The sequence below is a fragment of the Mesorhizobium sp. CA16 genome (assembly GCF_020165175.1).
GTDB lineage: Bacteria > Pseudomonadota > Alphaproteobacteria > Rhizobiales > Rhizobiaceae > Mesorhizobium.
Genome location: NZ_JAIUHP010000007.1, coordinates 131,556 through 154,810 on the forward strand (window position 1 = coordinate 131,556; position 23,255 = coordinate 154,810).

Here is a 23,255-nt window from a genome sequence, read left to right on the forward strand (position 1 = left end):
CATCCGCCTGCCGGCACCTTCTCCCCCTGCAGTGACGGGGAGAAGGGGACCGTCACGATTGTTGGCCACTTTCCTGCAGCGTTGGAAATTGGCGAAAGCCTCTGCGCAGGCCCCTTTCTCCCCGTCACTATACGGGGAGAAATGCCCGGCAGGGCAATGAGGGGCAGCGCCATGCTCTCGAGGAAATTCCTGCGTCGAACAGCCATCGCCGGGATTTCTCTAGCCGGCTTGGCAGCGCTTTCCGTCGCCGCGTTCTGGGAGCTCGACCGCGCTTTCCCGCCGCCGCTGCCGGCAAAGCTGACCGTCTCGACGGAGGTGCAGGACCGCGACGGTCAGCTGCTGCGCGCCTTCGCCACGCCCGACGGCTACTGGCGGCTCGAAACCCGCCTCGACCAGGTCGACAGGCAATTCGTCGATATGCTGGTGACTTACGAAGACAAGCGCTTCTGGGATCACCGCGGCGTCGATGTCCTAGCGCTTTGCCGTGCCGCCGGCCAGCTCGTCACCAGCGGCCATATCGTGTCCGGCGGCTCGACCTTGTCGATGCAGCTTGCAAGGCTGATCGAGCCGCGCGACAGCCGCAGCCTCGGCTCCAAGATCAAGCAGATGCTGCGCGCCATCCAGATCGAACGGCGGCTCACCAAGCAGGAAATCCTCGAGCGCTATCTGACGCTGGCGCCTTATGGCGGCAATCTCGAAGGCGTGCGCGCCGCATCGCTCGCCTATTTCGGCAAGGAGCCGAAGCGGCTTACGGTTTCGGAAGCCGCCCTGCTCGTCGCGCTGCCGCAATTGCCGGAGAAGCGCCGGCCCGACCGCAATCTCGGCATTGCTCATGCCGCGCGCGACCGCGTGCTCACCCGTATGGTCTCGGCCGGCCTGCTCGGCGAACGCGAAGCCGCGCGCGCCGCGCTGGACGACGTCTCCGGCCTGCGCAGAAAACTGCCGGCGCTGGCCGCGCATGCTTCCTATGCCATGCTGCCCAGGGCCGTGCCAGGCAAGCCGCTGCAGCTCACCATCCGCAAAAGCGTGCAGCAGGGGCTGGAACAGGTGGCACGAGATGCCGCCAGGAAGCTCGGGCCGAAGCTTTCCGTCGCCATGGTCATGGCCGATGCGCGCACCGGCGACATTCTGGGCGAGGTCGGCTCGGCCGATTTCTTTGATGCCAGCCGCTCCGGCTGGATCGACATGACCAAGGTGGTGCGCTCCCCCGGCTCGACGCTCAAGCCCTTCATCTATGGGCTGGCCTTCGAGCAGGGGCTGGTGGCGCAGGAGATGATCATCGAGGACAGTCCGGCCGATTTCGGCGGCTACCGTCCGAAGAATTTCGACATGGGCTACCAGGGCGACGTCTCGATCCGCCAGGCGCTGCAATTGTCGCTCAATGTGCCGGCGATCCGCGTGCTCGACGCTGTCGGCCCCGCGCGGCTCACCGCGCGCTTCCGCCAGGCGGGCGTCAACCCGATCCTGCCGGTCAACGAAGCGCCGGGCCTGGCGATCGGACTTGGCGGCGTCGGCGTGACCTTGCGCGACCTGGTGCAGCTCTATACGGGGCTGGCCAATGGCGGCAAGATGCATACGCTGCGTGACGGCACCGAGCCGGCCGACGCCGAGCGCACCACCGCCACCATCCTCGAAGACCAGGCGGCCTGGCAGATCAACGACATCCTGTCCGGCGTGAAGCCGCCGGAAGGCGCCATGCAGCGCGGCATCGCCTACAAGACCGGCACCTCTTACGGCTATCGCGATGCCTGGTCCGTCGGCTTCGACGGCCGCTACGTGCTGGGTGTGTGGGTCGGCCGCGCCGATGCCAGCCCTGTCCCTGGCCTGTCGGGCTATGTCTCGGCAGCACCCATCCTGTTCGAAGGCTTCGTCCGTTCCGGCCTTGCCGGCGTGCCGCTGCCCGGCCGGCCGCCGGGCGTCTTCAACCCCAAGCGCGAGGAATTGCCGGTGACGCTCGCCCGCTTCGGCGCCGGCGCCGACGGTCTGGTGCAGGCCACCGCCACCGAGCCGGCGCCGACCATCATCTTCCCGCCCAACGGCGCCCGCGTCGACCTCGGCACCAATTCGGCCGATGCCACACCGCTGGTGCTGAAGCTACAGGGCGGCCGGGCGCCGTTCCGCTGGCTCGCCAACGGCAAGCCACTCGCCGGCATCGACCGCCGCCGCACCGCGACCTGGCAACCCGACGGCACCGGCTATTCGACGCTGACGGTGATCGACGCTGTGGGCCGAGCGGCAAGCGTGAAGGTTTTCGTTGAATAGGATGCGGCAAACGATTCAGGGGATTGCGCTTTTTTGCCTAATGTACGGCGCGAGGCACCCCCCTCTGCCCTACCGGGCATCTCCCCCGCAAGGGGGGAGATTGGCAGTTTCAGCGCTGCGCCCATCTTTCCAACGTCGGAGGATAGCGAAGGCAGCGAAGCCAATAATCTCCCCCCTTGCGGGGGAGATGGCCGGCAGGCCAGAGGGGGGTGCCTCGCACCGACGTTCGCAGTCAGCGGCTGCATTCCTCGCAATGCTGGCTCTCCTTCCAGCAACCTCCCCCGCTGCCGCCGATCCCCTCCCCGCCGGCTTCGTCAGGCTGGCCGACATCGACCCGACCATTCGCCAGGAAATCCGCTACGCCGGCCTGGAAAACTTCCTGCACCGCAAAGCCGATGGCTATGAGGCGCCGGTCTGCATCCTGACCGCGCAGGCCGCGAAGGCGCTCTCCAGCGTCCAGAAAGCCATGACCGCCAGAGGCCTGACGCTGGTCGTCTTCGACTGCTACCGCCCCGCGCGAGCGGTTGCCGATATGGGCAGGTGGACAAGAGAAGGCGGCCGGCCTGACCCGCAATGGTATCCGACCGCCGAGCGTGGCGATCTCATCGCCAAAGGCTATATCGGCGAGTTCTCCAGCCATTCTCGAGGTTCGACGGTGGACCTTGCCATCGCCGAGCCCGGCAATAAAAGCGCGGTTCATCCGGCCTGCGGTGCGCCGGACGGCGACACGCTCGACTTCGGCACCGGTTTCGACTGCTTTGACCCAAAGAGCGAAACCGCCAGCGCCTTGATCGACGCCGAAGCCACCGCAAACCGCAAGACGCTGCTGATCGCAATGCGCGCCGCCGGCTTTCGCAACTATGCGCGCGAATGGTGGCACTTCACCCTGGCCAAAGAGCCTTTCCCAAAACAGCGCTTCGATTTCCCGGTTAACGCCAATTGAGGCGCCCTGGGGTTGTCATCACCCTGACCGCTTCTAATTAGGGCCGGCGGATGAAGCCCTGCGGCCGCTGGCTGAGGAAGTTATTTCCTCAACCGGCCTAAGCTCGGCGAAAAATTGCTTCGAGGAGATGAAAAAGGCAACATTTAATGCATCTAAATTCTATAAACTCGGTAGAGTTCGTGCGTTCAACGGAGGCCGGAATGACCAAACCTCATTTCAGGAAACTGCTCGGCGCGCTGGTCGCCGCGTCTGTCCAGTTCGGCACGCTCGGTTTCGCGTTTGCCGACACGACCATTCTGAATGTGTCCTATGACCCGACACGTGAGCTCTATAAAGCCTATGACGAGGCGTTCGCCGCGCACTGGAAGGCTGAGACCGGCGAAACCGTCACCATCCAGCAGTCGCATGGCGGTTCCGGCGCGCAGGCCCGGGCGGTGATCGACGGCCTCGACGCCGACGTCGTCACGCTGGCGCTCGAAGGCGACATCAACGCCATCGCCTCGAAGACGAAGAAGATCAACCCGGACTGGCGCACGAAGTTCGAGAACAACTCGGCACCTTACACCTCGACCATCATCTTCCTGGTGCGCAAGGGCAATCCCAAGGGCATCCACGACTGGAGCGATCTGGTGAAGGACGGCGTCCAGGTGATCACGCCGAACCCGAAGACGTCCGGCGGCGCCCGCTGGAACTATCTTGCCGCCTGGGCCTACGCAAACGCCAATGACGGCAACGATGAAGCCAAGACCAAGGAGTTCGTCGGCAAGCTCTATGCGAACGTCCCGGTCCTCGATACCGGCGCGCGTGGCTCGACGGTGACCTTCGCGCAGAAGGGCCTGGGCGACGTGCTGATCGCCTGGGAGAATGAAGCCTATCTCGCGCTCGACGAATTCGGCGCCGACAATTTCGACATCGTCTACCCGCCGACCTCGATCCTGGCCGAGCCGCCGGTCGCGGTCGTCGACGCCAATGTCGACGCCAAGGGCACGCGCAAGGTCGCGGAGGCCTATCTGGGCTGGCTCTATTCCAAGGAAGCGCAGACCGTTATCGCCAAGAACCACTATCGCCCGGCCAAGCCCGACCTGGTGCCGGCCGAGGACCTTGCCAAGCTGCCGGCAATCAAGCTGGTCACCATCGACGACCCGCAATTCGGCGGTTGGAAGAAAGCGCAGCCTTACCATTTCGGCGACGGTGGTATATTCGACCAGATCTACAAACCGGCGCAGTGAGGACAGACGGCCGGAGCCTCACGGGCGTCCCGGCCGAATGCTACTGCGCGGAGCCATTCCGGTTTGAATAAAAGGACGATCCAGGACAGCATGACCACAGCACCCGCCAAGGCGGGGTGGCGATTCAAGCAGCCGAGTGTCATTCCGGGTTTCGGACTGACGCTCGGCTTCTCGCTTGCCTACCTCACGCTCATCATCCTCATCCCGCTTTCGGGGCTGGTCTGGCGCTCGGCAGCGCTCGGCTGGGCCGATTTCTGGGCGATCGCCGTCGACCGACGCACCCTCAACGCGCTGAAGATAAGCTTCGGCACCGCCTTCCTGGCGGCTGTCGTCAACGTCGTGTTCGGCACCATCGTCGCCTGGGTGCTGGTCCGCTACCGCTTCCCTGGACGCCGCATCGCCGACGCGATGGTCGACCTGCCCTTCGCCCTGCCAACGGCCGTCGCCGGCATCGCGCTCACCACGCTCTATGCACCGAACGGCTGGATCGGCCAGCTTTTGATGCCGCTCGGCATCAAGGTCGCCTACACGCCGCTCGGCATCGTCGTCGCGCTGGTGTTTATCGGCCTGCCCTTCGTCGTGCGCACCGTCCAGCCGATCATGGAAGAGATCGACAAGGAGGTCGAGGAAGCAGCCGCCACGCTCGGCGCCAGCCGTTTCCAGATCATCACCCGGGTGCTTTTCCCAGGCCTGGCGCCGGCGATCATCACCGGCTTTTCGCTCGCCTTCGCGCGCGGCGTCGGCGAATACGGCTCGGTCATCTTCATCGCCGGCAACCTGCCCTTCAAGTCCGAGATCGCGCCGCTTCTCATCGTGATCAGGCTCGAGGAATACAATTACGAGGCGGCGACCGCGATCGCCGCGATCATGCTGGCCCTGTCCTTCGTGATGCTTTTGGTGGTCAATCTCGTCCAGACATGGAGCCGCAAGCGCTATGGCTGATCCCGAGATCAAATCCTACGAGCCGCATCACGAGAGCCAGTCGGCCGCGGTGACCGAAAGCCGGCCCGTCAAGGCCGTGCTGATGGCCATCGCCTTCGCCTTCCTTGCAGTCTTCCTGCTTTTGCCGCTGATCGTCGTCTTTCATGAGGCGCTTGCCAAAGGCATCGGCGCCTACACGGAAGCCCTTTCCAGCCCCGATACGCGCTCCGCCATCCGTCTGACATTGCTTGTGGCGGCGATCTCGGTGCCGCTCAACGTCGTCTTCGGCATCTCTGCCGCCTGGGCCATCGCCAAGTTCGAATTCAAGGGCAAGGCGTTCCTGACCACGCTGATCGACCTGCCCTTCTCGGTCTCGCCGGTCATCTCCGGCCTGGTCTATGTGCTGCTCTTCGGCGCGCAGGGGCTGCTCGGCGCCTGGTTGAAGGCGCATGGCATCGTCATCCTCTTCGCCGTGCCCGGCATCGTGCTGGCCACCATCTTCGTCACCTTCCCCTTCGTCGCCCGCGAGCTCATCCCGCTGATGCAGGAACAGGGCAATGGCGACGAGGAGGCGGCGCTTTCGCTGGGCGCCAGCGGCTGGCAGGCCTTCTGGTATGTGACGCTGCCCAACGTCAAATGGGGACTGCTCTATGGCGTGCTTCTGTGCAATGCGCGCGCTATGGGCGAGTTCGGCGCGGTCTCAGTGGTTTCGGGCCACATACGCGGCCTCACCAACACCATGCCGCTGCATGTCGAGATCCTTTATAACGAATACAACGCCGTCGGGGCCTTTGCCGTCGCTTCGCTGCTGGCCGGCCTGGCGCTGGTGACGCTGGTCTTGAAAACGCTTTTGGAGATGCGCTACGGCGCCGAGCTTGCCGCGACACGCGGACACTGAACACTACCTGTCGCCCGAGAGTGCCTGGCAGTTTGGGAACACCGACAGCATCAACGAACCGAGGGATTTGCATGGAAGTTCGCGTCGTCAACGTGCGCAAGGAGTTCGAGCGGTTTCCAGCGCTCCACGACGTATCGCTCGACATCAGGTCTGGCGAGCTCATCGCGCTGCTCGGGCCGTCCGGCTCCGGCAAGACGACTCTGCTTCGGCTCATCGCCGGCCTGGAACGGCCGACCAAGGGCGCGATCTTCTTCGGCGACGAGGACGCCTCGCAGAAGTCGATCCAGGAGCGCAATGTCGGCTTCGTCTTCCAGCATTACGCGCTGTTCCGCCACATGACGGTTGCCGACAACATCGGCTTCGGCCTGAAGGTCCGGCACGGCGCCGCAAGGCCGTCGGGGCAGGAAATCCGCCGCCGGGCCCTGGAACTGCTCGATCTCGTCCAGCTGTCGGGACTGGAGAAACGCTACCCCGCTCAGCTTTCAGGCGGCCAGCGCCAGCGCGTCGCGCTCGCCCGCGCCATGGCGATCGAGCCCAAGGTGCTTCTGCTCGACGAACCGTTCGGCGCGCTCGACGCGCAGGTTCGCCGCGAGCTGCGCCGCTGGCTGCGCGAGATCCACGACCGCACCGGCCACACGACCGTCTTCGTCACGCATGACCAGGAAGAAGCGCTGGAGCTCGCCGACCGCGTCGTGGTCATGAGCCAGGGCCGCATCGAGCAGGTCGGCACCGCCGACGATATCTACGACACACCGAACTCGCCCTTCGTCTACTCCTTCATCGGCGAGTCGAGCTCGCTGCCGGTCAAGGTCGAGAACGGCGAGGTGTGGATCGCCGACCGGCCGATCGGGCTCTCGGCGCCGCACGCGCCGTCCGGCGAGGCAGTCCTCCACTTCCGTCCGCATGACGTCGACCTGGTCGACGGCTGCAGCGGCTGCATCGCCGGCACGGTTGCCGCCAGCCGCCGCGTCGCCGGCACCAGGCGCGTCGAGCTCGAGATCGGTGGTGAGCGCCAGCGCGTCGAGATCGAGCTGCCGGTCGACCATCCCGCGGCGCAGAAGAGCCGGGTGGCTTTCAGGCCGCGACGCTGGAAGCTTTTTCCGGCTTCCTGAGCTGACTTTCACCCCGACGCCAGCGCCCGAGCCTGGCGCCATCTACGAATTTGCTTGGAAGAAGATCCTAGAAAAGGATTGTTTTGGCGATATATTTTCCAGAGCATCGCACGCCTTCCGGAGCCCGTGCCTCCTCGCACCAGGCTTTCACGACTAGGGTAGCGCCTTAGCTTCGATCTTATTTCCAAGGAGCCCGTTTTCATGAAGCGTCTGTTGCTCGGCATCGCGGCTGTTGCCGGTCTCGTCCTCGCATCCTCCCAAGCCTGGTCGGCCGACAAGCTTTTGAATGCATCCTATGATGTCGGCCGCGAGTTGTTCGCCGACATCAACAAGGCCTTCATCGCCAAGCACCCCGGCATCGCGATCGACCAATCGCACGCCGGCACCTCGGCGCAGGCGCGCGCGATCGCCGAAGGCCTTGGCGCCGATGTCGTCACCTTCAACCAGGTCACCGATGTCGACTTCCTGGTCAAGAAGGGCCTCGTCTCGGCCGACTGGCAGAAGGATTTCCCGGACAACGCCTCGCCCTTCTATTCGCTGCCGTCCTTCCTGGTGCGCGCCGGCAATCCCAAGCATATCAAGGACTGGAACGATCTGGTGCGCGACGACGTGCAGGTGATCTTCCCGAACCCGAAGACATCAGGCAATGCGCGCTACACCTATCTCGCCGCCACCGCCTACGCCAAGGAAGCCTTCAAGGGCGACGACGCCAAGGTGAAGGAGTTCATCACCAAGCTCTTCAGCAACGTGCCGATCTTCGACACCGGCGGCCGCGCCGCCACCACAACTTTCGTTCAGCGCGAAATCGGCGACGTGCTGATCACTTTCGAGTCGGAGACGCGCGGTATTCGCAAGGAGTATGGCGACGACAAGTTCGAGCAGGTCACGCCTTCGGTCAGCCTGCTGGCCGAGTTCCCCGTAGCGGTCGTCGACAAGGTTGCCGACGAGCATGGCAGCCGCGATCTCGCCAAGACCTATCTCGACTTCCTCTATACGCCCGAGGGCCAGGAGATCGCCGCCGGGAACGGCCTGCGGGTCCGCGACGCGACGGTCTCCGCCAAGCACAAGGCGGATTTCCCGGATGTCCGGTTGCTGACCGTGGAGGACGTCTTTGGCGGCTGGGACAAGGTGCAGAAGGAGCATTTCGCCGCCGGCGGGCTGCTCGATCAGGCCTACGGCAGCCGTTGAAAAGCTCCGCAATCAGAAAGAGCAAGAAAGCCGGCTTTGCCGGCTTTCTTCATGTAAGCGGGGCTGCATGAGTTCGCGGGGAAATCCCAACCCCCAATGTGAAAAACGTTACGAAGAATCAACGCGTTTGTGCCTAAGCTGTGGTGCGAATTATTGGGCCAGGCGGCGTCAGGCGGTCAAACTGTCATGATTTGCACACAAACAACCGCCAGATGCAGGCGCATTGGGGTTGATGAACTGAATCGGGCATGCTGACCAAAAAAGGCAAATACGGCCTCAAGGCCCTCGTGCATCTTTCCGGCCTGCCGGCTGGCCAGCTTGCATTCGTCAACGACATCGCCGTCGCCAACAACATCCCGAAGAAATTCCTGGATGCGATCCTGGGCGAATTGCGCAATGCCGGTTTCGTCCAGAGCCGCAAGGGCAAGGAAGGCGGTTACCGCCTTGCCCGTCCCGCTTCCGAGATCAAGATCGGCCATGTCGTGCGCGTGCTCGACGGGCCGCTGGCGCCGATCCCTTGCGCCAGCCGCACGCAATACCAGCGCTGCGAGGACTGCGACGAGGCCACCTGCCAGGTCCGCCATATGATGCTGGAAGTGCGCCAGGCGATCGCCGAGGTGCTCGACAACCGCAGCCTCGCCGCTATGCGCGACGCCGACAACGACGATTTCCCGGCGGAGCTCACCTCTCAGATTTGAAGCGACCCGGCCCTGACGGCAGTCCCGTCGGTTGCTTGTCTGCTTTCCACGCAGTAAAGCGGCTGGAGGATGAAACGGGGCTCTGACGCATGAGGCTGCCTTGGCTTGGCAATTCCCGTAAGGCCAGCCGGCAATCATCGTCGAACGACATCTATCATACCGAGATCACGGCCGATGTGCCGGTGCGCGGCGAGTCCGTTCGCTTCTTCAGCCGCAAGGTGGTGCGCCCCGGCAAATTGCGTCGCTTCACCAATCGGGATCCGCGCGAGAGCCTGTTGTCCTGTTTCTATCTCGGCGTCGCGGCGATGCTGCCGGTCTCCTGGTGGAGCTCGATCTGCGGCTGGGTGTCCAGGCTCAGGCGCAAGCGCCACTTCCGCAAGGAGTTTGCCCGTTACGACGTCGCGGTGAAGGCCGTGCTCGGCAATACCGTCGACACGAAAAGCATGTTCGAGGCGCAACTCGCCGCCGTTCACCGCCGGCGGCTGACGCTTGCGGCGCATCTCGTCGCCGGCTGGCGCTGGTCGCCGGCGATCCGGCTCGAAGGCCTCGAGGCTCTGCAACAAGCCCTGCGCAATGGGCGCGGCGCCATCGTGTGGTGCGACCAGTTCACGGCGCAGACGATCATGGGCAAGCGCGCCCTGCATGAGGCCGGCGTCGATGCCCATCAGGTGAGCGCGCGCTACCACGGCTTCTCGCCGAGCAAGTTCGGCCTGCGCGTGATCAACCCGCCGCTGGTCAGGCTCGAGAACCGGTTCCTGAAAAGCCGGATCGTCTTTGAGCGCACCGACGCCTATCAGGTCACCACGCGTATCCAGAAGGTGCTGAAAGCAAACGGCGTGGTGCTGATGACCAACACCGTCTATGCCGGCTCCGCCTTCACCGAGGCCGCCATGGGCGAGCGCGGCTGGACCCACCTCGCCTCGGCCCCGGCAAACTTCGCCGCGCGCGCCGGCGCTGCGCTGTTTCATATGGCGACCATCGAGACGGCGCCCTTTCGCGAATATAGGGCGATCGTCAAAGAACTGAGAGCGACGCCAGAGGCGCCAGCATCGCCTGCCAAGGACATGACAGGGAAGAACCTCGTCGTTCAGGCGGGATTTATCCTGTCGAAGCGCGACCGGATGCTGGAGACGCTCAAACTCTGTCCTGAGCAGATGATGGCCTGGTCGAGCGCCGTGCGGCTGACAGAGCAGCCAGCCGAAGCCGCGATCGGCAACGACGAAGCCTGATTACCAACTGGTCTAGCGGACGATCTCCTGCAGGATCCCTGCAACACTTCGCGTTCCGTCGACCGTCACGGCCCGTTCGTCCGCCGCGGGCTCCTCCAGCGTGGCGAACTGGCTGTCGACCAGGCTGGCGGGCATGAAATGGCCCTTGCGATCGGCGACCCGTCGCCAAGCGGTCTCCCGATCGATCCTGAGATAGAGGAAGACCATACCGGGGCAGAAGCGGCTCAGCCGGTCACGATAGCTTCGCTTCAGCGCCGAGCACGCCGCCACTGGTTTCCGCCCATGGGCAACCGAGGTCGCGATACGCTCGCCTATGGCGTCGAGCCAGCCCGCGCGCAACGCATCGGTCAGCGGCTCGCCGCGCGCCATGCGCGCCACGTTCTCCGGCGGATGCAGCAGGTCTCCTTCGATGAAGTCGGCGCCTAGCGCCTCGGCGAGCGCCTCGCCGACGGCGGTCTTGCCGCAGCCGGCAACGCCCATGACGACGATGGCGGGCGCCGTCCGAAGATCGTTCATGCCAGGCTCCGGGATCTGCGGTCTTGCGTGCGCCCCGTCCACGGTCAGCGGCTTGCCGGCGCGCGCCCGTAGAGCAGGAGCATGGCGACGATGACGACGCCATAGATGATCTGCCGTCCGGCCTCGGGCATCTGCATGACCGAGAGGATGGATTGCAGGAGCGTGATCAGGATCACGCCGGCCACCGTGCCCAGATAGGAGCCGCGCCCGCCCAGGATCGATGTGCCGCCCAGGACAACCGCAGCGATCGACGGCAGGAGATAGGCATCGCCCATGGACTGCGCCGCCTTGGATGCATAGCCCGCCAGAAGCACGCCGCCAAAGGCCGACAGCCCGCCGGAGACGGCGAAGGCGATCATGACGATGCGACGCGTATCGATGCCGGACAGGTAGGCGGCGCGCTCACGGTTGCCGATGCCGTAAACGGCGCGGCCGAAGCTTGTGCGGGTCAGCGCGAAGACCATCGCGGCGCCGATCAGCACCCAGATGATGACGGCATTGGGAACGCCCGGGATGGTGAAACCGGTTGCCAGGTAGCGCATCGCCGCGGTCGCCGAATCCTGTGGCGAGAAGCCGCCTGTGTAGACCACCATCAGCCCTTGCGCCACGGCATTGGTGGCTAAAGTAATGATCATCGAGGGGATGCGCAGATAGGCGACACCGATGCCGTTGACGATGCCTATCGCCACGCCGCACAGGACGCCGAAGGGGATGGCGAGAGCAACGCCGATTGGCCCGTAGGCCGCGGCCGCGCAGGCCATCATGGCGCCGGCGGCCACGGCCCATGGCACGGAAAGGTCGATCTGGCCAAGCAGGATGACCAGCATCATGCCGGTGGCGATGACGCCGAGGAAAGACGCGACCTTCAACTGCTGCAGGAGATATTCCGGCGATAGGAAGTTGCGCGAATAGAGGCTGCCGAGCAGGAGCAGGACCACGATGCAGGCAAAGGCCGTCAGCACCGCCGGGTCGGCGCGCCGGATGAATTTGGGCATGCGGCCGGCGATGCCGCCCATGATGCCGCCATGCGTCGTTTCGCTCACAGGAACCACTCCAGCCGGTTGCGTACCCGAAACAGCGCGAAGGCGCCAAGGCTGACCGCGATCAACAGGATAACGCCCTGGAACAGCGGCTGCCAGAGCGGATCGAAATCGAAGACGAACAAGAGGTCGCCGATGGTGCGAAAGGCAAGCGCGCCGAAGATCGCGCCGATGGCGCTGCCCTTGCCGCCGAACAGCGACACGCCGCCGAGCACGACGGCGGCGATCGAAAACAGCGTATAGGCATTGCCGCTGGCATAGGCCGCCTCGCCCGTATAGGTGAAGAAGGTCAGGAACAGTCCGCCGATCGCCGCAAGCAGGCCGGCAAGCGTATAAGCCAGCAACTTGCCTCTGCGGATCGGCACCCCGGACATGTAGGCCGCCGTCTCCGACGAGCCCGCGGCATAAGCGGCGCGCCCAAGTTCGGAGCGACTGAACGGCACCCAGACGACAAGCACGATGACGAGCAGCGCCGCGAGGCTCGCAGGCACGATGCCGAAGAAACGCCCGGTCAGGAAATCGGCAAGGTCCTCGTTGACCGAACCACCGGGAACGGGGCGCAAAAGCAAGGCCAGGCCGAAATAGACGGCGCCCGTGGCGATGGTGGCGACGATCGGCTGCAGCCGCCCGTAGATGACGATGGCACCGTTGATCGCCCCGCAGATGAGCCCGGTGCCCAGCACCGCCAGCACGCCGAACGCCGTTTCCAGGCCGGTGCCGACCACCAGCCATGAAGCCATGCAGTTGGTCAGCGTGAAGATCATGCCGACCGACAGATCGATGCCGGCGGTGATCACCACCAATGTCTGCGCCATCGCGACGAAGGCGAGCAGCACGCCCTTGTTGGCGGCCGTCTGCACGACATTGGCGGTGAAGCCGGCCGGATGGTTCGCGCTGTAAATTGCGAACATGACGATGAAGATGCCGAAGGCCAAAAGCGTTCCGCGTTGTTCGGCCAGCCGGTAGCGCCAATCCTTCACGCGCGCTCTCCCTGCCCGATGCGGACGTCATCGCCGTGGATGTTGAGCGCGCTGGCGATAAGCGCGTGCTCGGTGAGCCCCGCGCCGACCAGCTCGCGCTTGACCGCGCCGTCATAGAGCACGAGCACGCGGTCGCAGCAGCCGATCAGCTCGTCATAGTCCGTCGAATAGAACAGGATCGCAGCACCCGCATCGGCGAGCTTGCGCATCAGTTGGTAGAGCTCCTGCTTGGTGCCGACATCGATGCCGCGCGTCGGATCGTTGAGCAGGATGATGCGCGGCTGCCGCATCAGCCATTTGGCGATCACCACCTTCTGCTGGTTGCCGCCGGAAAGCGCGCCGACCGGAATGTCCAAGCCCGCCGTCTTGATCGCCAGCAGCCCGACCATGTCGTCGATCAGGCGCTGTTCGGCGGCGCGGTCGATGATGCCGGCCTTGGACAACCGGTCGAGTGCTGCAAACGACAGGTTCTCGCGCACCGTCATCGGCAACATCAGTCCTTCAGTCTTGCGATCCTCGGGGATCAGCGCCATGCCGATGCGGCCGTGGCTGGCCGCGGTCGGGCTGGCGATCGAAACCGGCTTGCCGTCGATCAGCACCTCGCCGCGCAGGCCGCGCAGCACGCCGAAGAAGGCAAGCAGCAATTCGCGCTGACCCTGCCCGTCGAGACCGCCCAGGCCCACAACCTCCCCTGCCCTGACGCTCAGCGAGATATTGTCCAGCCGGTCGGCCCAGGAGAGATTACGCGCTTCGACCACCGTCGCAGCGGCCGGGGCGGAAGCGGGTTTCGGTGGGAAGATATGGCTGTATTCGCGGCCGATCATCAGCTCGACCACCTCATTGTCGCTCTTCGAGCCGGCCGGGTAGCTGGCGACGTTGCGGCCGTTGCGGAACACCGTGCAATGGTCGGCGAGTTCAGCGATCTCGTTCATGCGATGCGAGATGTAGAGCAGCGCCAACCCTTCCGAGCGCAGCCGTTTCAACACCTCGAAGACCTTGGCGACGTCCGCCGCCGTCAGCGCCGAGGTCGCCTCGTCGAGGATCAGGATGCGCGGCTTCCGAGCCAGCGCCTTGGCGATCTCCACCATCTGCCGGCGCGACAGCGGCAGGTCCTTGACCAGCGCGCGGGGATGAATGTCGGAAGCGCCGGCGCGTGCCAGCGCTTCCTCAGCGATCTTCCGCTGCGCCTTGCGGTCGATCATGCCGAAACGCTTGGGTGGATTGGAAATGACGATGTTGTCGGCGACGCTGAGTTCCGGAATCAGCGACAGCTCCTGGAAGATGCAGACGATGCCGGCGTGGTTGGCGGCGGCAGGCGAAGCGAAGGTGACCTCGCTTCCGTCCAGTGTCATGCGCCCTTCATCCGGCGCCACGACGCCCGCCATGACCTTGATCAGCGTCGATTTGCCGGCGCCGTTCTCGCCGAGGATGGCGTGGATGCTGCCGGCGGTGACCGTCAGCTCGGCCTTTTCCAAGGCCCGAACGCCGCCATAGCGCTTGGATATGCCTTCCATGCGGAAGAGCGGAGCCGTGCCGTCCATCAGCCCTCCCCGGCCGGTTTTGATTGGGGAGACAGTGCCGCGGGCTCGCCGCGGCACTGTCCAGTCAGACTATTTGTTTTCCTTGGTCTGGCCCATGATTTCCTGCGCGGTGAAATTGATGCCGCAGGTCGGGAAGGAATTGCCGACGAAGAAATTGTCGGACTGGTCGGGGAAGAAATCCTGACCTGCCTTGAAGTTCGGATCCTCGACGATAGCCAAGGGCAGCTTGACCGATTGCGGCACGACATTGCCTTCGAGCGCGGCAATCGCCGTCTTGATGGCAACCGCCACCTGGGCCGGACCGGTACCGGCGGACGAGCATTTCAGCCCGTCGGCCGCATGCGCGGCGCAGAATTTGCGGAAGCCGTTTTCCGTCTCGCCGCCGAACGGCACGAACGGATGCTTGGCGTCGATCATCGCCTGCACGATGCCGGTGTCGCCGCCCTGCCCGGTGATGCCGTCGAACGGGCCGCTGGTGGCGATCGCGTCGGCCGTCGCCTTTTGCGCCACGCCGTCATCCCACTTGCCGACCACCTCGGTGACGGCCCACTTCTTGCCGGAACCGTCGAGCACCTCATGGATGCCATTGTGGCGGTCGGTGTCGACCGAAGTGCCGGCAACGCCGCGCACCTCGAGCACCTTGCCGCCGTTCGGCACATGCGCGACCAGCCACTTGCCCCAGAGCTCGCCGAGGCCCTTCTGATCGACATTGACGTTGATCGCGTCCTTGGTGTCGAGGATGTTGTCGAAGGCGACAAGCACGACACCGGCTTCCTTGGCGCGCTTGATGACCGGCCCGAATGCGGTCGGGTTCTGCGCGTTGACGACGATCGCGTCAAAGCCGGAATCGATGAAGTTGTTGATCGCCGAGATCTGCGCCGGCACATCCTCGCCGGTCGACACGACCTTGAATTCCTTGAGCTTCTTGGCGACATCCGGCTGCGCCGCATAGGCCTTGGCCGTCTGGATCATCTGGATGCGCCAGGTGTTGGCGATGTAGCCGTTGGCAAGCGCGATGCGGTAGGGACCGTCCTTCTTCGGATACTTGAAAAACTGCGTGTCGGCCGACCACGGCGCGAAGCAGTCCGGCTCGGCCGCGGGCCCCTTGACGACCTCGGGTCCGGCGATCGCCGACGAACTCAGCATGACGAATGCGGTGGCGGCAATGACGCCGCCAACGAGTGACTTGATCATCGATATTCCTCCCAGTTGCAGTTCCGCTTGTTATGAATCTTGGCGATACCGGTCGGCGTCCTCCGGCCAACCCGACACCCACACAGGACGGCCGCGCCGCCCTGATCCTCCTCGTCCCCCTCAGCTCTCTGGCAATTTAGAAAACTATCATATTATACATAATAAACAAGTACGAGCTGTTGCTTATGTATAATAAACAGCCTTCCCGCCTCGCCGAGCCTTTACCGGCATGCAAATGGTAGCGCTACCATCTCAGGCTGTAAAGGATCATCTTAAGGAACCAACAGTACCGCGTCAGCGCCCGGTGCTCTCGCGCCGCATCAGCTCGAAACCGAGATCGACGATCCGCTGTTCCGGCCGGTTTCCGGCGATCGCCGACAGCGCCATGGCGACGGCACGGGTGCCGATTTCATAGCGATGCGTGCGAACGCTTGTGATTGAAGGAAACGACACCTGCATCATGTCGAGATCGTTGAAACCGACAATGCCGATCTGCTTCGGCACGTCGATCGATGCGCGATGGCATTCGAACAGAACGCCAAGCGCGATATCGTCATTGTTGCAGAACACGCCGTCCAGCGTCGGCATCTTGGCCAGCGCCTCGCGGAACAACTCGCGCCCGAGCGTCACGCTTGACGGCACCGGCGTTGTGGTGACCAGCCGCGCATCGAACAGGCCGGCGGCCTCCATCGCGGCGCGGTAGCCGGCAAGGCGCCGCTGCGAACGCGGATCCATCCGCGCGCCGATGAAGCCGATCTTGCGGTATCCGGCTTGCAGCAGGTGTTCGGCGGCGGTCCTGCCGCCGTCGGAATGCGAGAAGCCGACCATCATGTCGACCGGGTCCGGCCCGGTCTCCATCACTTGCACCACCGGGCAGCCGGCATTCTCCAGCAGTCGTCGCGCGCTGGGCGTCTGGTCTATGCCGGCCACGATCAGCGCCGCCGGGCGTTGCGATCCGAAGACCTGCAGCAGCCGCTCTTCCTCCAGGCCTGAATAATGGGTGTTGCCGATCTGGATGCGGAACGGACTGTCGGAAAGACTGTCATAGATGCCGCGCACCACCTCGGCGAAGACGTTGTTGGTCAGCGAAGGCACCAGCACGCCGAACACCTCGGCGCGCGCCGAGGCAAGCGCGCGGGCGTTCGGGTCGGGAACGTAGCCGAGCTCGTCGACCGCGGCCTGTATCTGCCGTCGAAGGTCTTCCGACACCCGCCCGGGCTCACGCAAGGCCCGCGACACGGTGATCGCGCCGACACCGGCCTTGCGCGCCACGTCGGCAATGGTCGGACGGCCGCCGCCACGGCGGGAGCGCGGCTTGGTCAAGGGCGAGCCTCGTGCGTCAAATCCCGCCTGCTGCGCGCTTGCAATGCCATTGACCCTGGTGTCGCCATCTAGCAGGCCTGTACCACATTCCCTGCCCTTGGCGTCGCGCAGCCGCGATTTGTTGTCAAGCTGAGGGCATTTCAGGAGAAGCGCCGGCGCGAGCCGTCAGGCCATGACGACGCCGCTGCGCCTTGCCCTCCAGAACACCACGACCATCATCAGGATGTTGAGCAGGTTCCACCCAATTCCGTTGAGGAACGCGGCCGCGTAAGATCCGGTGAGATCGTAGATCCAGCCCGACATCCAGCCGCCGATAGCCATGCCGAAAATCGTCGCCATGATGACGATGCCAACACGCTGGCCGGCCTCCTTGGCGGGCATGTACTCGCGCACGATGATCGCATAGCAGGGCACGATGCCGCCTTGCGACAGGCCGAACACCAGCGAGACGACATAGAGCGAGGCAAGACCGTCGAAGGGAATGTAGAAGAACAGCGACAGGCACTGCAGCACCGAACCGATCAGCAAGGTCTTCACCCCGCCGATACGGTCGGCGACGAAGCCGGAAACAAGGCGGCTGACGACTCCGGCGGCCATCATGATCGACAGCATATCGGCGCCGTGGGCGACGCCATAGCCGAGGTCCATGCAATAGGCGACGATATGCACCTGCGGCATCGACATCGCCACGCAACAGCCAAGACCGGCTATGACGAGCAGCGCCTGAAGGGCGGCCGGCGACAATGAGATCGGCTGGACCGGGCGTGCGCCTGGCGAGCCTGCGACGACCACCGGGGCGCGACGTCGCAGCATTATGACCAGCGGCGCCATAGTCACCAGGCAAGCGATGCCGATAGCCACATAGGTGAAGCGCCAACCCTCCGCCTTCATCAGCGGCGGTATGATTGCTGGCCAGACCGTTCCGGCGAGATAGCTGCCCGCCGCCGCCGTAGCCACGGCAACGCCGCGCCGGCGGTTGAACCAGTGCGAGATATCGGCGATCAGCGGTCCGAAAATCGCCGATGTCCCCACCCCGATGAGCAAGCCTTGGGCGAGCGTGAATTGCAGGATCGAAGTGGAGAGCGACGCCAGTGCGAAGCCTGCAACCAGGGCCATCGAGGAACCCAGCGCCGGGATCCAGTAACCGACACGGTCGATGGCGCGGCCGACCAGCACATTGCCGGCGGCGAAGCCGACCATGGTAGCGGTGTAAGGCATCGAGGCGGCGGCACGATCGACGCCGAACTCGGCCTGCACGGCGGGCAGGACCACGACTACGGCCCACATGCCGACACCGCCGATCGTCGCCAGCAGCAAGGAGATCCCGAGCCGCGTCCACGCGTAGAAGCTGTCTATGCCGGCGCTGTTTGCCGCGTTTCCTGGAATTGTTGTCACGGCGTCTCCTGTTCGCGATTTCTTCGAGATCGCGCGTTTGAGCGCACTATCGGCCCATTTCCTGAGCCGAGCAGCGCCACGACCGGCAAATCCGTGGCTCCAGAACCGGGAACCCGCCTCACCTCATGGGGTTTCTCTGAAGGAAGGAGTTTGTCATGACCGCCAAGAAGAAATGGTCGGCCGACGTGACCGAACACAGCGACGCCCTCGATCTCGAGGAGCACGTCTTCGAATCCGATGACGCGAAGAAGATCGCCGCATCGCTCAAGCGCTCGGCCGAGCACAGCCACCGCCGGAAGGCAGAGCCGTTCCAATCCGCCATGTCGATGTTGAATTTCTACATCAACCGTGCCGGCAAGAATCTGCCTGACGAGCGCAAGAAGGTGCTGGAAAAAGCGAAGGACGAGCTGCGTGTCGCCTTCGGTCGCGAAAAACAGGATTGAGGGTTGCTGGGAGCGCTAGCACCAGTTCCTCAACGCAGGGATCTGGAAAGATTGCAGGCTTGTCGGGCAAGGCTATCAGCATCCGTTTGGGGTGTTCAGCGCAAACGCTGGCGATGAGCTGAAGCCCCCCAACCTCGTCATTCTAGGGCGGAGCTACGCGAAGCGGAGCGCAGACCCGAGGATGACGACCGCGATAGGCGTCTTGGCCAATCGCCAAGGCATGGGATCTGCCAACGCACGCACGGGCAGCGGTCAAAGTTTCTGTGCTAGCGAACTGGTCCGGTACAAGACCCTAACGCGACTGGATCACTTCGTCGGTATTGGCCAGCAGCTTGCGCACCGCATTGCGCGCCGCGTCCGGCCTTTGCAGGCGGATACTGCGTTCGATCGCCTCATGCAGCTTCTGGGCGTGCTGCAGATTGTCGAGCTCTCGCGTCGTATAGGTGAAGAGATGGTCGAAGGCGGATTCGATCAAGACGCCCAGCGGCACCAGGAGGTCGTTGCCCGAAGCCCTGAGGATGGCAAGGTGGAAGCGCGTGTCGGCCCGCGTGCGCTCCTGCAGGTTGGTCGCCTCGCCCATCTCGCGACAGGCCTGGCTGATCTCGGCCATCTGCTCGCGGGTGCGCCGCATCGCCGCGAAGGCCGTCGCCTCCGGCTCGATGATGTGGCGGAACTCCTGCACGGTCTTGAGGAACACCTCGCGGTCCGGCGAGGTCGCGTACCAGGCGAGCACGTCGCGGTCGAGAAGATTCCAGCGTTCCTTCGGTTCGACCCAGCTGCCGATCTTCGGTCGCGAGGCCAGAAGGCTCTTTGCCATCAGCATCTTGATCGCCTCGCGCACCGCCGAGCGGCTGACGTCGAAGGTCTCCGACCATTTGGCCTCATTGGGCAGGATGGTGCCCGGCGGATAGTCGCCGCGCACGATCCGAAGGCCGATTTCGCTCGCAAGCGAAGCATGCACGCTGGCACCCGGGACGCGTGACGCGTTGGCCCGGCGAACGCCGGACGGACGCTCCGCCACTGCCATTTTTTTCGGCCTCTTTTCGTTGTTCGGCTTAGCGTCCCGCATGGTTCCACAAAATCCCGTTTTCAGAAGCTGTCAAGCAGGGCAAGCCCGCTTTGCCGCAATGCGCGAGGATGTGCACAGATCAACCGGCATTTGCCGCCGGCTCACGCCGTCTTGACGTATTTGCGCCAGCTGTGCTCGGGCCGGAAGCCAAGCACATCGCGCGCCTTGCGGTTCGAAAGCAGCGTCTCATATTCGCCAAGCTCGGCCTTGACCGGCACGCCCGGATAAAAGCGCTTCAACAGCTCCGCCGTCGGCAGGTCCGACGAGGTGTCGTCGTTGGCCGCGTTGAACACCTGATAGCCCAGGCCGTCCTTCTCGATGGCGCGCAAGGTGATCTGGCCGAGATCGCGCGCATCGATATAGCTCCAGGCGATGCGCTTGCGGAAACCGGGATCAGCGAACCATTTCGGGAATAGCGAATATTCATGCGGCTCGATGACATTGCCGATGCGCAGCGCATAGATGTCGAAGCCGCTGCGCAACGCGAAAGCCCGCGCGGTCTTCTCGTTGACGATCTTCGACAGCGCATAGGAGTCCATCGGGTCGACGTCATAATCCTCGTCGAGCGGGAAATGCGTCGGATTGCGAGGCTCGTTGGCGAAGACAAGACCGTAGGTCGTCTCGCTGGAAGCGATGATAACCTTGCGGATGCCGAGCTTCACCGCCGCCTCGATGACATTGTAGGTGCCCATCGCGTTGATGCGGAACACCTCGTTGTCCGGCGTGATCATGATGCGCGGGATCGCCGCGAAATGCACCACGGCGTCGACCGGCTGCGCCCTCAGCGACGGGTCGAACTCGTGCAGGCCCATATAGCTCGACAGCGCGTTGAAAACCTGGCCGCTGTCGGTGATGTCGGCGATCAAAGTGCGCACCTTCGGATTGTCGAGCGGCTTGGTGTCGATGTTGAGCACCTGGCAGCCATGTTCGACCAGATATTCCACGACATGCCGGCCAGCCTTGCCGCTGCCGCCGGTGAACATGATCCGCTTCGTCATTTTGCTCTCCACAATGCTAGGTAATTATGTGTATTGTCAGACAATATGACATTCCGCGATCGCCCGCCACCCGCGATCCGCGGAAACCTTCTCGACAATCGCCCGCCGCGCGGGCCGCCCATCACCATGAAAGACAGGGAAGAGACGACATGAGCACCACCGCTGCCCGCGACAACATCGGCTTCATCGGCCTTGGCCTGATGGGGCACGGCATCGCCAAGAACATCGTCGACAAGGGCTATCCGCTGACCTTCCTCGGTCGCAAGAACCGCAAGCCGGCGGAAGACTTGGCCGGACGCGGCGCCAAGGAAGTTGCAACGTCCAAGGAGGTGGCCGCGGCCTCCGACATCGTCTTCATCTGCGTCACCGGCTCGCGCGAGGTGGAGGCGATCATCCGCGGCCCCGACGGGCTGAAGGAGGGCCTGAAACAAGGCTCGGTCGTCGTCGATTGCTCGACCTCCGATCCGGTCTCGACAGTGGCCCTGGCCGCCGAACTCAAGGCGCTCGGCGTCGACTATGTCGATGCGCCGCTCAGCCGCACGCCGAAGGAGGCCTGGGAAGGCACGCTCGACGCCATGGTCGGCGCGCCGGACGCCGTGTTCGCCAGGCTGAAGCCGGTGCTCGAGACCTGGGCCGGCCGCATCGTTCATATCGGCGATACCGGCGACGGCCACCGCATGAAGCTGCTCAACAACTTCATCTCGCTGGGCTACGCCGCGATCTATTCCGAGGCGCTGGCGCTGGCCGAGAAGGTCGGCATCTCGCCGCCCCGCTTCGACAGCGTCATTCGCAACGGCCGCATGGATTGCGGCTTCTACCAGACCTTCATGCGCTGGACGCTGGAGGGCGACCGCGACGCGCACAAATTCACCATCGCCAATGCCTTCAAGGATCTGACCTATCTGGAATCGATGGCGGGCGCGGCCGGCATCGCCAACCCTCTGGGCAACGCGACCAAGAATTCCTTTGCGACCGCCTTCGCCACCGGCCCCGCGGAACAGTATGTGCCGATGCTCGCCACACATATCGGCAAGCTCAACGGCGTCGACCTGATGCCTTCGAAGGACGGCGTGAAGCAGAAGATCTGAGACGAAAGCGCCTTCATCAAGAGCACAAAAGTCAGAGGCGCCTCGCGGCGCCCCTGTTGCATTGGTTATGGATGCGACCAGCGCCTACTTCTGGATGCAGGTGTCGGCCGTTTCCTTGGTGCATTCGTCGAGGCCGGTGAAGACCGGATCGTCGACCTTCTTGCCACCGATGAGGTCGAGCATCACTGCCGGCGCCTTGTAGCCCATCTCGAAAGGCCGCTGGCCGACCAGCGCGGTCACCAAGCCTTCCTTGGCGATCGCCACCTCGTCGCCGATCGTGTCGGCGGCGCCGATGACGAACTCGTTCTTGGCGATCTTGTCGGCCATCGGCTTGAACAGGTCGCGATAAGGCTGCGGCGCGCCGAACAGCGGCCAGCCACCCATGATGCCGAAGGCGTCGAGCTTCGGGTTGGCGGCGAGGATGTCGGTCATCGCCTGCACGCCTTTGGCGCCGTCGTCATTGGTGAACACCGGGCAGCCGGGAGCTTCGGTCCAGCCACCTTCGCCGGCAAGTGCTGCAAGACCTTCCTTCCCGGTCAGCGCATCGCGCATGCCTTGCGCGCGACGCAGGATGTTGTCGGCCGCCGGATTGCCCTCGATCGTGCAGATCGTGCCACCATTCGGCTTGGCCTTCTTGATGTACTCGCCGATCTTCTTGCCCATCAGGTAGTTGTCGGTGCCGAGATAGGTCTTGCGAAGGGCGGCGTCTTCCTTGGCAAGGTCGGCGTCGACCGTCATGATCGGGATCGACGGATTGGCGCTCTTGATCGTCTGCGCGATCAGCGGTGCGTTCGACGGCGAGATCGCCATCGCCACCGTGTCTGGCTTGCTCAGCATATCCTGCACGATCTGCGCCTCGCCGGCCTCGTCGGAAGTCGATGCCGGGCCGGTGTAGAAGCATTCATATTCCGAGCTGGCGTTTTCCTTGTTCCACTTCTCGCAGCCCTGATGGATGGCTTCGAAGAACGGATTGTCGAGACCCTTCACAACGATGACGAGCTGTTTCTTGGCCAAAGCCGGCCCGGCGCCCAACGCCATGGCGGCGACGGCGGCAAGCAAAAGTGTTTTCCTCATGTCAGTCCTCCCTTGAAACAGACGGACACCGCGTGCCCGCCACACTGATCAACCCGGATACACAAGAACCACGACGAGCATCTCATGATGTTCGCGCCCCGCGCCGGGCTGATA

At 64.0% G+C, this 23,255-nt stretch carries 21 protein-coding genes; 11 read left to right on the forward strand and 10 right to left on the reverse strand.

Annotated elements, in window-relative coordinates; all coding sequences use genetic code 11:
* Window positions 1-156 precede the first annotated feature (156 nt).
* The 9 genes from pbpC to LB525_RS12760 all read left to right on the forward strand — a co-directional run bounded on the left by pbpC (window position 157) and on the right by LB525_RS12760 (window position 10,480).
* Window positions 157-2,262 carry a penicillin-binding protein 1C gene (gene pbpC / locus LB525_RS12720; protein ID WP_224544956.1) on the forward strand — a complete coding sequence of 702 codons (2,106 nt, stop codon included), beginning with the start codon at window positions 157-159 and terminating at the stop codon, window positions 2,260-2,262.
* A 253-nt stretch (window positions 2,263-2,515) separates the two neighbouring features.
* On the forward strand, window positions 2,516-3,205 hold the full coding sequence (locus LB525_RS12725; RefSeq protein ID WP_224544957.1) for a M15 family metallopeptidase: 690 nt from the start codon (window positions 2,516-2,518) through the stop codon (window positions 3,203-3,205).
* Between the two features lie 200 nt (window positions 3,206-3,405).
* Window positions 3,406-4,434 carry a sulfate ABC transporter substrate-binding protein gene (locus LB525_RS12730; RefSeq protein ID WP_224544880.1) on the forward strand — a complete coding sequence of 343 codons (1,029 nt, stop codon included), beginning with the start codon at window positions 3,406-3,408 and terminating at the stop codon, window positions 4,432-4,434.
* 90 nt (window positions 4,435-4,524) lie between these two features.
* Window positions 4,525-5,376 (forward strand): sulfate ABC transporter permease subunit CysT, encoded by an 852-nt coding sequence (cysT, locus tag LB525_RS12735; RefSeq protein ID WP_224544881.1) that lies wholly within the window; start codon window positions 4,525-4,527, stop codon window positions 5,374-5,376.
* Window positions 5,369-6,253, forward strand: a complete 885-nt coding sequence (cysW, locus tag LB525_RS12740; protein ID WP_224544882.1) for a sulfate ABC transporter permease subunit CysW — start codon at window positions 5,369-5,371, stop codon at window positions 6,251-6,253. The genes cysT and cysW overlap by 8 nt, the downstream gene beginning before the upstream one ends.
* Before the next feature lie 71 nt (window positions 6,254-6,324).
* Window positions 6,325-7,365 (forward strand): sulfate/molybdate ABC transporter ATP-binding protein, encoded by a 1,041-nt coding sequence (locus LB525_RS12745; RefSeq protein WP_140839568.1) that lies wholly within the window; start codon window positions 6,325-6,327, stop codon window positions 7,363-7,365.
* Window positions 7,366-7,566: 201 nt separating this feature from the next.
* Entirely contained in the window at window positions 7,567-8,553 is a 987-nt protein-coding gene (locus LB525_RS12750; protein WP_224544883.1) for a sulfate ABC transporter substrate-binding protein, read from the forward strand.
* A gap of 248 nt (window positions 8,554-8,801) precedes the next feature.
* Window positions 8,802-9,251, forward strand: a complete 450-nt coding sequence (locus tag LB525_RS12755) for an RrF2 family transcriptional regulator (protein ID WP_040984137.1) — start codon at window positions 8,802-8,804, stop codon at window positions 9,249-9,251.
* Between the two features lie 89 nt (window positions 9,252-9,340).
* Complete coding sequence (locus LB525_RS12760) at window positions 9,341-10,480, forward strand: hypothetical protein (protein ID WP_224544884.1); 1,140 nt, start codon at window positions 9,341-9,343, stop codon at window positions 10,478-10,480.
* Window positions 10,481-10,492: 12 nt separating this feature from the next.
* On the opposite strand, the gene LB525_RS12765 is transcribed toward LB525_RS12760, so the two are convergent.
* The 7 genes from LB525_RS12765 to LB525_RS12795 form a co-directional block, all read right to left on the reverse strand.
* On the reverse strand, window positions 10,493-10,996 hold the full coding sequence (locus LB525_RS12765; RefSeq protein ID WP_224544885.1) for a gluconokinase: 504 nt from the start codon (window positions 10,994-10,996) through the stop codon (window positions 10,493-10,495).
* Between the two features lie 44 nt (window positions 10,997-11,040).
* Window positions 11,041-12,012: an ABC transporter permease gene (locus LB525_RS12770; protein ID WP_263492781.1), complete on the reverse strand. Its 972-nt coding sequence runs from the start codon at window positions 12,010-12,012 to the stop codon at window positions 11,041-11,043.
* A 23-nt stretch (window positions 12,013-12,035) separates the two neighbouring features.
* A complete protein-coding gene (locus tag LB525_RS12775; protein ID WP_224544887.1) occupies window positions 12,036-13,016 on the reverse strand; it encodes an ABC transporter permease in 981 nt (326 codons plus the stop codon).
* The gene (locus LB525_RS12780) at window positions 13,013-14,557 is read right to left on the reverse strand and encodes a sugar ABC transporter ATP-binding protein (protein ID WP_224544888.1); all 1,545 of its coding nucleotides are present in this window, start codon (window positions 14,555-14,557) and stop codon (window positions 13,013-13,015) included. The genes LB525_RS12775 and LB525_RS12780 overlap by 4 nt, the downstream gene beginning before the upstream one ends.
* 69 nt (window positions 14,558-14,626) lie before the next feature.
* Window positions 14,627-15,751 carry a sugar ABC transporter substrate-binding protein gene (locus LB525_RS12785; protein ID WP_224531863.1) on the reverse strand — a complete coding sequence of 375 codons (1,125 nt, stop codon included), beginning with the start codon at window positions 15,749-15,751 and terminating at the stop codon, window positions 14,627-14,629.
* A gap of 294 nt (window positions 15,752-16,045) precedes the next feature.
* Window positions 16,046-17,074, reverse strand: a complete 1,029-nt coding sequence (locus LB525_RS12790; RefSeq protein WP_224544889.1) for a LacI family DNA-binding transcriptional regulator — start codon at window positions 17,072-17,074, stop codon at window positions 16,046-16,048.
* A 165-nt stretch (window positions 17,075-17,239) separates the two neighbouring features.
* Window positions 17,240-18,469, reverse strand: coding sequence for an MFS transporter (locus LB525_RS12795; protein ID WP_224544890.1), 1,230 nt, complete (start codon window positions 18,467-18,469; stop codon window positions 17,240-17,242).
* A gap of 155 nt (window positions 18,470-18,624) precedes the next feature.
* Here LB525_RS12795 and LB525_RS12800 point away from each other — a divergent pair, with 155 nt between their 5' ends.
* On the forward strand, window positions 18,625-18,912 hold the full coding sequence (locus tag LB525_RS12800) for a DUF3175 domain-containing protein (RefSeq protein WP_140544432.1): 288 nt from the start codon (window positions 18,625-18,627) through the stop codon (window positions 18,910-18,912).
* Between the two features lie 292 nt (window positions 18,913-19,204).
* Here the strand turns inward: LB525_RS12800 and LB525_RS12805 are convergent, their stop codons facing one another.
* Both LB525_RS12805 and LB525_RS12810 read right to left on the reverse strand, forming a co-directional pair.
* Window positions 19,205-19,981, reverse strand: a complete 777-nt coding sequence (locus tag LB525_RS12805) for a FadR/GntR family transcriptional regulator (protein ID WP_224544891.1) — start codon at window positions 19,979-19,981, stop codon at window positions 19,205-19,207.
* Between the two features lie 101 nt (window positions 19,982-20,082).
* Entirely contained in the window at window positions 20,083-20,979 is an 897-nt protein-coding gene (locus tag LB525_RS12810) for an NAD-dependent epimerase/dehydratase family protein (RefSeq protein WP_224544892.1), read from the reverse strand.
* A gap of 26 nt (window positions 20,980-21,005) precedes the next feature.
* Between LB525_RS12810 and LB525_RS12815 the strand changes: the two genes are divergently transcribed.
* Window positions 21,006-22,067 (forward strand): NAD(P)-dependent oxidoreductase, encoded by a 1,062-nt coding sequence (locus LB525_RS12815; RefSeq protein ID WP_263492769.1) that lies wholly within the window; start codon window positions 21,006-21,008, stop codon window positions 22,065-22,067.
* 84 nt (window positions 22,068-22,151) lie between these two features.
* Here the strand turns inward: LB525_RS12815 and LB525_RS12820 are convergent, their stop codons facing one another.
* Window positions 22,152-23,141 (reverse strand): sugar-binding protein, encoded by a 990-nt coding sequence (locus LB525_RS12820; protein ID WP_140838867.1) that lies wholly within the window; start codon window positions 23,139-23,141, stop codon window positions 22,152-22,154.
* Window positions 23,142-23,255 lie beyond the last annotated feature (114 nt).

What these genes read in the sequence shown, in the direction of transcription:
- pbpC (WP_224544956.1), top strand. Translation starts at nt 157, where the DNA reads ATGAGGGGCAGCGCCATGCTCTCGAGGAAATTCCTGCGTCGAACAGCC.
- LB525_RS12725 (WP_224544957.1), top strand. Translation starts at nt 2,516, where the DNA reads ATGCTGGCTCTCCTTCCAGCAACCTCCCCCGCTGCCGCCGATCCCCTC.
- LB525_RS12730 (WP_224544880.1), top strand. Translation starts at nt 3,406, where the DNA reads ATGACCAAACCTCATTTCAGGAAACTGCTCGGCGCGCTGGTCGCCGCG.
- cysT (WP_224544881.1), top strand. Translation starts at nt 4,525, where the DNA reads ATGACCACAGCACCCGCCAAGGCGGGGTGGCGATTCAAGCAGCCGAGT.
- cysW (WP_224544882.1), top strand. Translation starts at nt 5,369, where the DNA reads ATGGCTGATCCCGAGATCAAATCCTACGAGCCGCATCACGAGAGCCAG.
- LB525_RS12745 (WP_140839568.1), top strand. Translation starts at nt 6,325, where the DNA reads ATGGAAGTTCGCGTCGTCAACGTGCGCAAGGAGTTCGAGCGGTTTCCA.
- LB525_RS12750 (WP_224544883.1), top strand. Translation starts at nt 7,567, where the DNA reads ATGAAGCGTCTGTTGCTCGGCATCGCGGCTGTTGCCGGTCTCGTCCTC.
- LB525_RS12755 (WP_040984137.1), top strand. Translation starts at nt 8,802, where the DNA reads ATGCTGACCAAAAAAGGCAAATACGGCCTCAAGGCCCTCGTGCATCTT.
- LB525_RS12760 (WP_224544884.1), top strand. Translation starts at nt 9,341, where the DNA reads ATGAGGCTGCCTTGGCTTGGCAATTCCCGTAAGGCCAGCCGGCAATCA.
- LB525_RS12765 (WP_224544885.1), bottom strand. Translation starts at nt 10,996, where the DNA reads ATGAACGATCTTCGGACGGCGCCCGCCATCGTCGTCATGGGCGTTGCC.
- LB525_RS12770 (WP_263492781.1), bottom strand. Translation starts at nt 12,012, where the DNA reads ATGGGCGGCATCGCCGGCCGCATGCCCAAATTCATCCGGCGCGCCGAC.
- LB525_RS12780 (WP_224544888.1), bottom strand. Translation starts at nt 14,557, where the DNA reads ATGGACGGCACGGCTCCGCTCTTCCGCATGGAAGGCATATCCAAGCGC.
- LB525_RS12785 (WP_224531863.1), bottom strand. Translation starts at nt 15,751, where the DNA reads ATGATCAAGTCACTCGTTGGCGGCGTCATTGCCGCCACCGCATTCGTC.
- LB525_RS12800 (WP_140544432.1), top strand. Translation starts at nt 18,625, where the DNA reads ATGACCGCCAAGAAGAAATGGTCGGCCGACGTGACCGAACACAGCGAC.
- LB525_RS12805 (WP_224544891.1), bottom strand. Translation starts at nt 19,981, where the DNA reads ATGCGGGACGCTAAGCCGAACAACGAAAAGAGGCCGAAAAAAATGGCA.
- LB525_RS12810 (WP_224544892.1), bottom strand. Translation starts at nt 20,979, where the DNA reads ATGACGAAGCGGATCATGTTCACCGGCGGCAGCGGCAAGGCTGGCCGG.
- LB525_RS12815 (WP_263492769.1), top strand. Translation starts at nt 21,006, where the DNA reads ATGTGTATTGTCAGACAATATGACATTCCGCGATCGCCCGCCACCCGC.
- LB525_RS12820 (WP_140838867.1), bottom strand. Translation starts at nt 23,141, where the DNA reads ATGAGGAAAACACTTTTGCTTGCCGCCGTCGCCGCCATGGCGTTGGGC.